We start from the raw sequence: 10204 nt of genomic DNA, 5'->3' as shown, positions 1-10204 counted from the left end.
CGTTGTCATGGCAAATGTATCGATATTGCAGGTGAGTGAGCATCGTCGCTCCATGGTGTTGCCGGAGGTGAGGCGATGAGCCGGGTGCAGTCTCCAACCTCGAAGCGGTCCAAGCCGGATGCCAAACGCACCGCTACCGCCAAGCAGCCTGAGCGCAAGATCGATGCACAGCCCGTGCGGCTGGTGCCGTCGCCAACGTTTGATGTGGACAACCTCCACTTCGACCATCGCCCCAAGCGCCGCGTGGACGATCTGCCGCCGCGCCCACCGCGCAAGGCGCGCACGCCCACGCGCTGCACGGTGGGTTATGCATTCTACGAGGCCGAACCCGGCCGGCCGCACAGCCAGCGGATTCCCAGCGTGCGCTTGCGCGGACTGTGGCTGGAGCAGTTGGGGTTTGCGGTTGGCTGCAAGCTGCAGATCACTGCGCGCGAGGGCGAGTTGGTGGTGACGGTTGTACGCGCTCACACGCCATGAGCGACTGCCCTCCGCGTACGGCGATCGTCCCCAGCGGTTCTGGCTCTCCCGCAGCGGGGGGACTAGAATCGAACCAACTCTTCGTGAGGTGCCTATCATGTCCGCTCTCTTCAAACAGCAAGCTCACCAACTGGTGGATGCGTTGCCGGACGATGCACGCTGGGAGGACCTGATCTACCAAGCCGCACTGCACCGGGCTATTGAAAAGGGGATCGAAGAGGCAGATGGCGGGCAGTTGATTGCTGCTGAGGATGTGCTTCGGCAGCTTGAATCGTCTGCGTGAGGGTGTATTGGACACCAAGCGCCCATGTCAGGCTGCTGGAAATCCAGGCTTATCTGAAAGAGCATGCACCATCCATGGCGAAAGCGGTGACAGTCGCCCTGGCGCGGCGCGCATTGGAGCTGGGTCATTCGCCCGCGATGGGCAGAGCGCTGCCACGCTACGCACCCGCTGAACTGCGGGAGTTGCTGGAACGCCCTTACCGACTGATCTACCGCATTACGCCAACGCAGGTGGAAATCCTGACAGTGCTGCACTACCGCCAGCTGATGCCATCGGACCTGACCGACCTGCAACGTTGAGTGCCTTTGGACTGGTCTGAACTGCCGGGCGATGCGGGTGGAGCGGGGAAAGATATTATCTGTTGCGTCGCCGGGCCATATTTGTAAAGCCCTCGCGCACGAGTGCGCTCCTACCAAGCGGCTTGGTTAGCGGTGGAAGGCCAGCGTTGCGATGACGCCACGCTCCTGCCCTGGCCGTACACTCACGCGCCAGCCGTAGAGGTCGCAGAGGCGGCTGACGATCGACAGGCCGATGCCGCCGCCTTGCGAGTGGCCGGCGTGGGTGCCCCGATAGCCGCGCTGGAACAGCTTGGCGGCGTCTTCTTCGCTCAAGCCGGGGCCGGAGTCGATGACTTCTACCGCGTCTGCCAGCACGCGTACCCGTACCTGGCCATCCTGGGTGTATTTGACGGCGTTACCGATGAGGTTGCCGAGCGCCACGGAGAGCGCGGATTCGGGCGCGTCGATGACCAGGTCGCGCACGCCTTCCAGCAGCAGTTCCAGTGGTTTTCCGCCGAGCTGGGCGCGGTGTGAGTCGATCAGTTGCTCGGCCACCTTGGCCACGTTGCTGCTGCCCTGCCCGCGCTCGTTGCGCGACAGCAGCAGCAGCGAGCCGATCAGATCGCTGCATTGCTGTTCGGCACGCTGGATGCGTTGCAGCCGCTGCAGCACCTTTTCATCCAGGTTGGGTTTGGTCAGCAGCAGCTCGGTGGCGCCACGGATCACTGCCAGCGGGGTGCGCAGCTCGTGGCTCACGTCGGCGTTGAATTCGCGGTCACGCTGGACCACCTCGGTCAGGCGCGCGGAGTAGTCGTCCAACGCTTCGGCGAGCTGACCCACTTCGTCATCAGGGAAATGTGCGGCCAACGGCTTCGGTTCGCTGGTGCCGCCGCGGTAGGCGCGCAGGCGCGCGGCCAGGTCAGACACCGGGCGCATGACCTTGGATGCGGACCACCAGCCGATCAGCAGCGACAGCCCGCTGAAAACCAGCACCGACAACGTCAAGGTGCGCTTGAGCTGGATCTCGCCCTTGAGCGTTTGGGTCATGTCGTACGCGAGGAAGAACCACTCGCTGGGCGTCTTGCGCACCGCAAGCTTGTACGAGTACGCGTTGCCGCCTTCGTCTACGCCGGAGATGGTATGAATGCCATCGCGTAGCTGGTACCACTCGGGCTGCTCACGACGCAGCGCTTCGAACTTGTCGCTCTTCACCACGCGGCCGCGCATCTGCTGCACCGGCAGGTCGGGGTTACGCAACGGGTCGGAATAGAACCGTTGTGCGAACGCGTCGATATTGCGGTTCATCACGTCCTCCACCAGCTGGTTTTCCACGCGCGAGCGTGCCCAGTTGGTGGCGAAGGCGAACAGCGTCGTCAGGCAGAAGCCCAACAACACGAATGAAAGGATGATGCGGCTGCGCAGGCGCCGCCGGTAGCGGCCACGCCTGCGGGCGGGCCGCGTTCCGCTGGAGCTCTCAGGCATCGGGCGAGGCGATGCGGTAGCCAATGCCGTGACGGGTCTGGATCATCGGTACGTCGAACGGCTTGTCCACCACGGCACGCAGGCCATGGATGTGCACGCGCAACGAATCCGAGTCGGGCAGTTCTTCGCCCCAGACGCGGGTTTCCAGTTCCTGGCGCGTGACCACGGCCGGTGACGCTTCCATCAACGCCTGCAGGATCTTCAGCGCGGTGGGGTTGAGTTGCAGCAGCTTGCCACGGCGGCGCACTTCCAGCGTGTCCAGGTTGTATTCCAGGTCGCCGGTTTCCAGCACGCGGGTGTGCACGCCCTTGCCGCGACGCGACAGTGCGTTGAGCCGCACTTCCACTTCCTGCAACGCGAACGGCTTGATCAGGTAGTCGTCGGCGCCGGAATCGAAACCGGCCAGCTTGTTGTCCAGCGAGTCGCGTGCGGTGAGCATCAGCACCGGCGTCTGCTTGCGCGCTTCATTGCGCAGCTTTCGGCAGACCTCGATGCCGTCCATGCCCGGCAGGTTGAGGTCGAGCACGATGGCGTCGAACTCGTGCACCACCGCTAGATGCAGGCCGGTAACGCCGTCAGCGGCAAAGTCCACCGTGTGGCCACGGTCTTCCAGGTAGTCACCAAGATTGGCGGCGATGTCGCTGTTGTCTTCGATTACTAGAATTCGCACTGGAACCTCGATTGTTTTGAGTCACTGACGCGGCGGTTGGCGATCTGCCGTTGCCGCCGCGCCTTATCGTTTTCTGGTTGGCATTCTGCATCCGGCGCCATTCGGCCGCCGTCATTCGTCATGCGCCTGGGCCGGTAGCCTAACGCGTGCAGGTGGCCCACATGCATCTGGCCCGCTGCCCGGTCATACCGCATTGAACAGCCTGCATGTGCTGAAGCACGCACAGCGTCTGCTATGACAGGCAATAAGGCTGGAAAGTTGCAGCGCGGACTCCACTGCCGGACACCTACGCCAGCGGGATCAACGATGGCTGCTGGCAGTGCGCGCTGCAGACCCCCACGCTGGCCAAGCGCAACCTGGCCGGCAATGGTGATCGTGCCGCCGAGTGCAGACGCCTCTCTCCATGTTGGTCTCGCCCCCTGTTGCGTCATGCGTGTTGTCCGCTGATCCATTGCAGTTGTTGCTGAATGTAGACCTGAACCTGAGGGCCGGCAAGCCGTCACAAAAAGGCCCAGGTGCGGCTAGGCACCTGGGCCAAATGTTCATCCCGATCACCGTCACTGCCGAGAGCGGAGCTACGGTCGGCAGACGTTAGCGGGGCAAGGATTAGAGTTTCGTTAACTTTCTGCTAAAACAGCGGGCGTCCCGATCAACGGATGGCCTGCTCCAGATGCTGGATGATGGTGCCGGCCACATCCACGCCGCAGACGCCCTCCACCCCCTCCAGGCCGGGGGTGGAGTTGACCTCCAGCACCAAGGGCCCGCGCTGCGAGCGGATCAGGTCAACCCCGGCCACCGCCAGGCCCAGCGCGCGTGCCGAGCGCACCGCGACATCCTGCTCCTGCGGGGAGGCCTCGGCCATGGCGGCGGTGCCACCCAGGTGCAGATTGGATCGGAAGTCGCCGTCGGCGGCCTGTCGCCGCATTGCTGCCACCACCCGGTCGCCCACCACGAAGCAGCGCAGGTCCGCGCCTTCGGCCTCGCCAATGAATTCCTGCACGATGAAATTGGCGTACAGCCCGCGCAACGCCTCGACCACGCCGCGCGAGGCGCTGGCCTTCTCGGTCAGGATGACACCGGCGCCCTGGGCGCCTTCGTTCAACTTCACCACATGCGGCGGGGGGCCGAGCATGGACAGCAAGTCCTGGGTGTCGTCGGGGTTGTCGCCGAAGACAGTCACCGGCATATCGATACCCTGCGACGCCAGCAGCTGATGTGCGCGCAGTTTGTCGCGCGAACGCAGGATGGCGTCGGAGGGGTTGGGCGTATAGGTGCCCATGAATTCGAGCTGGCGCAGCACCGCGGTGCCGTACCGGGTGACCGATGCGCCAATGCGCGGGATCACTGCATCGAACCCGGTGATCGGCTTGCCCTTGTAGTGCAGGCTGAAACCATCCGCGGCAATGCGCATGTAGCAGCGCAGCGGGTCGAGGATGCGCACGGTGTGCCCGCGCGTGCGGCCGGCCTCGATCAGGCGGCGTGTCGAATACAGCTTGCTGTTGCGGGAGAGGATGGCGATTTTCATCGCGGCATTCGCGCGGCGCGGCCTGGTCATGGTCGGGATCTGATGGCGACGAAAGCCCCAAGCCCGTTCCGCTGCCAATGAGCCGATCGTTGCCAGGCTGCCATGCGCCCTGCACGCGTCGATCCGACTGGTATGCGACGGCCCCAAGGAGTGGGAAGCGAAAGCGACTCAGCGAGGAAGTGGCAACGCAAACCGCGCGGCCTCAACCGGGATCGATGCTAGCAGGGCGCCAGCGCGCTGCTCAAGCAAAGGGTGATGGCAACGTCGCGTGTTGTGACACCAAGCGGACGCGACATGACGCGCGATATCGAGCCGAAGCACCAACGCATCACGATGCCGGTTGCTGACCGTGCATGGTTGATTGATCACCCAACGACGCATGCGCAGCCACCCTCACGCCGCCCCACTGCGGCCGTGACGTGTCTTGCACAGCCTCACCAGCAATGCTTGAGCCCCCTAATGCCGGCGTGCCGGTTCACGAGATCCTGCCCAATGCGACATCCCGCCAGCGCGGCTTATGCCACCCCATCCCGCATCCGCCAAGGCCGCCCGTTCCCACGCGGCGCCATCTTCGATGGCAAGGGCACCAACTTTGCGCTGTTTTCCGCGCACGCCACGCGTGTGGAGCTGTGCCTGTTCGACGAACAAGGTAACGAAAGCCGCGTCGACCTGCCCGAGTACACCAACGAGATCTGGCATGGCTATCTACCCGACGTAAAGCCCGGCCAGCGCTATGGCTACCGCGTGCACGGTCCCTATGCGCCCACCGAAGGACACCGGTTCAACCACAACAAGCTGTTGCTGGATCCATATGCGCGCGAACTCGATGGCGATCTGGTGTGGGCGGATGAATTGTATGGCTACACGGTCGGGCATCCTGATGGCGACCTGAGCTTCGACGAGCGCGACAGCGCGCCGTTCATGCCCAAGTGCGTGGTGGTCGAAGACACGTACGACTGGGAGGACGACGCGCGCCTGCTCAAGCCGTGGAACGAGACGGTGATCTACGAGACCCACGTACGTGGCTACACCATGCGCAACGCGCAGGTACCGGAAGCCGTGCGTGGCACCTTTGCCGGCCTGGCGCAGCCATCGGTGCTGCAGTACATCAAGGACCTGGGCATTACGGCAGTGGAACTGCTGCCGGTACATGCGTATCTGGACGATCAGCATCTGCTGGATAAAGGCCTGCGCAACTACTGGGGCTACAACACCATCAGCTTCTTCGCGCTGAAGTCGCGCTACCTTTCCAGCGGCCATCGCGACGAGTTCCGCGACATGGTCAAGGCGATGCACAAGCAAGGCCTGGAAGTGATCCTGGATGTGGTCTACAACCACACTGCCGAAGGCAGCGAACTGGGGCCGACGCTCTCGTTCAAGGGCATCGACAACGCCAGCTATTATCGTCTTGCAGAAGACAAGCGCTACTACATCAACGACACTGGCACCGGTAATACGCTCAACCTGAGCAATTCGCGGGTGATCCAGTTCGTCAACGATTCGCTGCGCTACTGGGCTGGCGAAATGCATGTGGACGGGTTCCGTTTCGACCTGGCCACGATCCTGGGCCGCGAGCCGAGCGGCTTCGATCAACGCGGTGGCTTCCTGGATGCCTGCAACCAGGATCCGCTGCTGTCGGAAGTCAAGCTCATTGCCGAACCATGGGATTGCGGCCCGGGCGGCTATCAGGTGGGGCATTTCCCGCCGGGTTGGTCGGAGTGGAATGACAAATTCCGCGACAACGCGCGCGAGTTCTGGAAGGGCGAGGACGGCAAGCTGGCAGAGTTTGCTACTCGCTTCACCGGCTCTGCGGACCTGTTCGACCGCCGCGGTCGCCGCCCCTGGGCATCGGTGAACTTCATCACCGCGCACGACGGTTTTACGCTGCGCGATCTGGTGAGCTACAACGAGAAGCACAACATCGACAACGGCGAGGACAACCGCGACGGCTCCTCCAACGATGGCTCGTGCAACTACGGCGAAGAAGGCGAGACCGACAACGCCGACATCCTGCAACTTCGCGAGCGGCAGATGAAGAACCTGCTCGCCACGCTGCTGCTCTCGCAAGGCACGCCGATGATGCTGGCAGGCGACGAGCGAGCGCAGTCGCAGGGCGGCAACAACAATACCTATTGCCAGGACAATGAAATCACCTGGCTCGACTGGGAGAACGACCCCACCGACGGCCGCCTGACCGACTTCGTCAAATCACTGACCGCGCTGCGCAAGCGTTACCCGATCCTGTCGCGTGGCCGCTTCCTCAATGGGCAGTACAACGAGGAAGCCGGCCTGCGCGATCTGACCTGGCTCAATCCGGGCGGCACCGAGATGGACGACGCGCACTGGACCGATGCCGGCGCGCGCTCGGTGGGACTGCTGCTGGAAGGCAAGGCGCAGACCTCCGGCGTCAAGGAACGCGGCAACGACGCCACCTTGCTGATCGTGATCAACGCTTACCACGAGGGCGTGACCTTCACCCTGCCCTCTTCCGACGAACCGGTGCACTGGAAGCTTGCGCTCTCCACCGACGAAGCGCTGGAAGTGGACAGCATGCCGGCCGGCGCCAGCGAGTTCCTGGCACCGCCGCGCAGCATCACGGTGTTCGAGTGCAAGGTGGGCTGATTGCCTGAGCGTGCGTTAGCAAGCCCGCCTTTCGTTGAATGAAAGGCGGGCTTTTTTGTGGCTACGTTGTTTGTATAGCGCCGGATACCTGGCAGCCTGCAGCGCGGGCGCAGCCGACGCAATTGCGGGCCTTTTCGCTTTGCCTGCGTACCCAGCCGGCCCAGCGCTGATCACGGCCAGCTTGCGCCACATGCGGCGGCACGCGCGGCTGGCGTGGGCAGGGGATGACCTATCAGCGATTGGCATGCGGGATGCAATGCCGTCTGCAGCCTCGTGCTTACCTAAACCTCTTGTCTACGCGCACGCGGCTGATGTTCGACCGTGATCGTGATGCGCTTGCAAACGGTTATCGCGCAGCCGAGCGCCAGCATCATTTCCGACAAAGGGTCACGCCGGAGGCCGCCAGACTGTGTTGCCCCTTCCCGCAGCGCGCGGCCGCGCTACCAAGCGTGAGGCTGTCGATCTCGCCCGCGCGGCCGTTTGATTTCCATCTCAATGCGTGTGTGCCACAAGTAGCAGCGATCGACCGCAGCTCAGCCCGGATACAACGGAAAGCGCTTGTCCGGGTGCTTGGCTTTCCATTCCTTATAGGAGCTGGTGCCCTCCCACGCCTTGAACGCACGCGGCGTGCGACCACGGCCGGACCAGGTCTCGCCCGAATGCGGCAGCCAGTACTTGGCGGCCACCTCGCCGCTAGAGGTCAACGGGCCCTTGACTTTGCCGGTCGTGGCCAGCGAAGCGATCTGGGCTTTTTGCTTGGTGTTGAAGCGGCCACCGAACTGGGTCAGCGTCTCGATCACCTGGTCGAACGCTTCCAGGGTCTGAGCGTATTTCAATTGCGCCTCTTCCTGCTCGAGCTTGCGCAGCTCTTCCAGCAGTTGGGCTTTGGCGGCGGCGGAGGGTGACGCGGGCGAACCTTGGCGCATGGGCGAAGCAAAATTCTTGGACAGGTCAGCGAGTATTGCCGTTGCACCGCCCAGCGTAAAGCGGCTGCAGCACGGCAGTTGCAGGCCCGCTCAGCGTGGCCGCAGCAGCGCCTGCTCGCGCGCCATGGTCAAAACCGGGCCGATGCGCCCGGTACGGATCAGCTCGCTGCAATGCTTGCCGACGAATTCGACCCGTGGCGCGCTAAACCACTGCCTGACGCGCTCCACTTCGCCGGCATTGATCGACCAGGCATGGAACACCGTCTCCCCGAGCTCCTCCACACCGATCAAGCCAAGCTCTTGAATTTGCTCGGCATCCAGCCCGAACATCTCCAGCACTTGGCCGGCATCGTCCAGGGTGCCGAAGCCGCTGTTCATCTGATCCGCCATGCCGGCGGCGTAGGCGACCGACGCGGCACGCGCATATTCAGCGCGCCGCATGCCTTTGAGGAGTGCTCCAACCAACTGGGTGTGCGTGGTGGCCATGGCGCTTGTGTCGAAGGATGTTGCCACTATGGGCGTACGCTCGACCCCGCTCAATCAGGAGCTTCCTGACGGTGGGGAAGGAAATTGCGAAGCGAACTGCGCGGCCGCTTCGCCAACAAGGGGCGCCCGCAGCGTCCTACACACCTGCCCGGCATCCGTCTGATAGGACGGCGTGCTCAAACGTCCTAGTCCTCGATGCTGTCGTCATCATCGATCTCGCTGTCTTGTGCGGGGCCTTCCTGCACAGGAGCGTGCGGCTTGCCCGGCGCCTTGACGCCATCCGGCGGGTTGGGATCGGAGGGGCCTTGATTGCTGTCGTTGTCGGTGCTCATGCGTTTCTCCCAGGGCAACAGTGCCACCTGCCCACCGTCGCTCAGGGTGCGTGAGCCTGACGTGTGATTGATCCGCTGCGCGCGAGTGCGTTCGACTGCGCCATGACGGCCCGGCCGTTAGGCGGTGGTACGCATGGCGTGTTTGAGCTTTTTGTTCGAATCGCAGATGTCACGCAGTTGAGCGGATGGAGCGCATACCCAAGCCGGGCATTTCAACTCTCTGATGCACAGCGCCTTCGCAAGCACACCCTTGAATCAAACGAAGCGGCCTTCGACAAGCTGCTGAGCCGCTGAAAACGGCGCAGCGCCGGTGACACAGACGCCTCTCATGATTGTGTCCGGCCGTGCAGAATGCTGATGCGCGCCAGCACCCCTGCAGCTGATACCGCAAGAGTACGTGGGGTTTCTTGCGGTCGCATCCATCAGCGTATCTTCGCGCAGCTGTGCGATCACATCGATGCGCTCTGGAGCGTTGAGCGGTATAGCAATCAGGTAACGAGTACTTTCCTAAAGAGGCAGTGGAATCAGCCAGTTCGAACTGTAGGCCTATCCATCTCGCGGCCGCTTTCAATGGATCTGCCGCGCTATCTTGCAGTTTCCATAAGCACGTATTGAAGCGCTACAGCAGCGTAGGTCAGCACCACCGCGAGCAAACCAAACCATACGTATTTGCGCGGCCCATGCTTCAACCCCATCACACTTATGACGACTGCAAGAGCAAGCATCAGCGTAAATTTCAGAACGTACAACGAAGACGGCAGCAGGAAGGCCAGCAGCAACCCGACGACCATGCTTCCTATGACGCAGCTTTGGAAGTAATAGCGCGCACGAACAGACATGCGTCTCGACACGATCAGCAACAAGCAACCAAACGCAATAAACCACGCGGCAATTACTAGCTGACCTGCAAGAACATCGAGCGAAGGTGCAGACATCAGCGCGTCTTCCAGATACACCAGCGTCCTCTGCCTTCCTGCGATGGGTGCTTTGATCGTGACATCGCCGGGCAGCTAACAGCCGCTGCATCACATGGAGTCAATCAGACAGCGCACGAGGGAAAGGCAAATCTATGGGCTGCAAATCAGCAGCTACCAAGACATACGCTTCAAGGCATCCAAATTTA

Annotated in this window: 12 protein-coding genes; 5 read left to right on the top strand and 7 right to left on the bottom strand. The window is 62.7% G+C overall.

Translation table 11 applies throughout. The annotated features are described in order from the left end of the window. Positions 1 to 75 precede the first annotated feature (75 nt). The 3 genes from QRM89_RS20490 to QRM89_RS20480 all read left to right on the top strand — a co-directional run bounded on the left by QRM89_RS20490 (position 76) and on the right by QRM89_RS20480 (position 1059). On the top strand, positions 76 to 477 hold the full coding sequence (locus QRM89_RS20490) for a SymE family type I addiction module toxin (protein ID WP_285448902.1): 402 nt from the start codon (positions 76 to 78) through the stop codon (positions 475 to 477). 97 nt (positions 478 to 574) lie between these two features. Next, on the top strand, positions 575 to 760 hold the full coding sequence (locus QRM89_RS20485) for a hypothetical protein (RefSeq protein WP_285448900.1): 186 nt from the start codon (positions 575 to 577) through the stop codon (positions 758 to 760). After that, the gene (locus QRM89_RS20480; RefSeq protein WP_161555990.1) at positions 757 to 1059 is read left to right on the top strand and encodes a type II toxin-antitoxin system RelE/ParE family toxin; all 303 of its coding nucleotides are present in this window, start codon (positions 757 to 759) and stop codon (positions 1057 to 1059) included. Before QRM89_RS20485 ends, QRM89_RS20480 begins: the two co-directional genes overlap by 4 nt. 126 nt (positions 1060 to 1185) lie before the next feature. On the opposite strand, the gene QRM89_RS20475 is transcribed toward QRM89_RS20480, so the two are convergent. The 3 genes from QRM89_RS20475 to rimK form a co-directional block, all read right to left on the bottom strand. Further along, positions 1186 to 2520 (bottom strand): HAMP domain-containing sensor histidine kinase, encoded by a 1335-nt coding sequence (locus QRM89_RS20475; RefSeq protein WP_012437598.1) that lies wholly within the window; start codon positions 2518 to 2520, stop codon positions 1186 to 1188. Further along, entirely contained in the window at positions 2513 to 3190 is a 678-nt protein-coding gene (locus QRM89_RS20470; RefSeq protein ID WP_003490678.1) for a response regulator transcription factor, read from the bottom strand. Before QRM89_RS20470 ends, QRM89_RS20475 begins: the two co-directional genes overlap by 8 nt. A gap of 649 nt (positions 3191 to 3839) precedes the next feature. Continuing rightward, complete coding sequence (rimK, locus tag QRM89_RS20465; RefSeq protein WP_011038222.1) at positions 3840 to 4715, bottom strand: 30S ribosomal protein S6--L-glutamate ligase; 876 nt, start codon at positions 4713 to 4715, stop codon at positions 3840 to 3842. A gap of 492 nt (positions 4716 to 5207) precedes the next feature. Between rimK and glgX the strand changes: the two genes are divergently transcribed. Beyond that, on the top strand, positions 5208 to 7337 hold the full coding sequence (gene glgX / locus QRM89_RS20460) for a glycogen debranching protein GlgX (RefSeq protein ID WP_016945001.1): 2130 nt from the start codon (positions 5208 to 5210) through the stop codon (positions 7335 to 7337). Between the two features lie 533 nt (positions 7338 to 7870). Here glgX and QRM89_RS20455 read toward each other — a convergent pair. The 3 genes from QRM89_RS20455 to QRM89_RS20445 all read right to left on the bottom strand — a co-directional run bounded on the left by QRM89_RS20455 (position 7871) and on the right by QRM89_RS20445 (position 9081). After that, entirely contained in the window at positions 7871 to 8263 is a 393-nt protein-coding gene (locus QRM89_RS20455) for an H-NS family nucleoid-associated regulatory protein (RefSeq protein ID WP_011038224.1), read from the bottom strand. Positions 8264 to 8353: 90 nt separating this feature from the next. After that, positions 8354 to 8749, bottom strand: coding sequence for a hypothetical protein (locus QRM89_RS20450; RefSeq protein ID WP_285448947.1), 396 nt, complete (start codon positions 8747 to 8749; stop codon positions 8354 to 8356). Between the two features lie 185 nt (positions 8750 to 8934). Beyond that, positions 8935 to 9081: a hypothetical protein gene (locus QRM89_RS20445; RefSeq protein ID WP_076054137.1), complete on the bottom strand. Its 147-nt coding sequence runs from the start codon at positions 9079 to 9081 to the stop codon at positions 8935 to 8937. A gap of 63 nt (positions 9082 to 9144) precedes the next feature. On the opposite strand from QRM89_RS20445, the gene QRM89_RS20440 reads away from it, so the two are divergent. After that, on the top strand, positions 9145 to 9375 hold the full coding sequence (locus QRM89_RS20440) for a hypothetical protein (protein ID WP_228424126.1): 231 nt from the start codon (positions 9145 to 9147) through the stop codon (positions 9373 to 9375). Positions 9376 to 9665: 290 nt separating this feature from the next. On the opposite strand, the gene QRM89_RS20435 is transcribed toward QRM89_RS20440, so the two are convergent. Further along, entirely contained in the window at positions 9666 to 10037 is a 372-nt protein-coding gene (locus QRM89_RS20435) for a hypothetical protein (protein WP_285448893.1), read from the bottom strand. Positions 10038 to 10204 lie beyond the last annotated feature (167 nt).

It is taken from the genome of Xanthomonas sp. LMC-A-07 (assembly GCF_030208825.1).
In the GTDB taxonomy this organism is placed as follows: domain Bacteria; phylum Pseudomonadota; class Gammaproteobacteria; order Xanthomonadales; family Xanthomonadaceae; genus Xanthomonas; species Xanthomonas campestris.
Note: the sequence above shows the minus strand (reverse complement) of the source record. Positions and strands in the feature narration are given on the sequence as shown.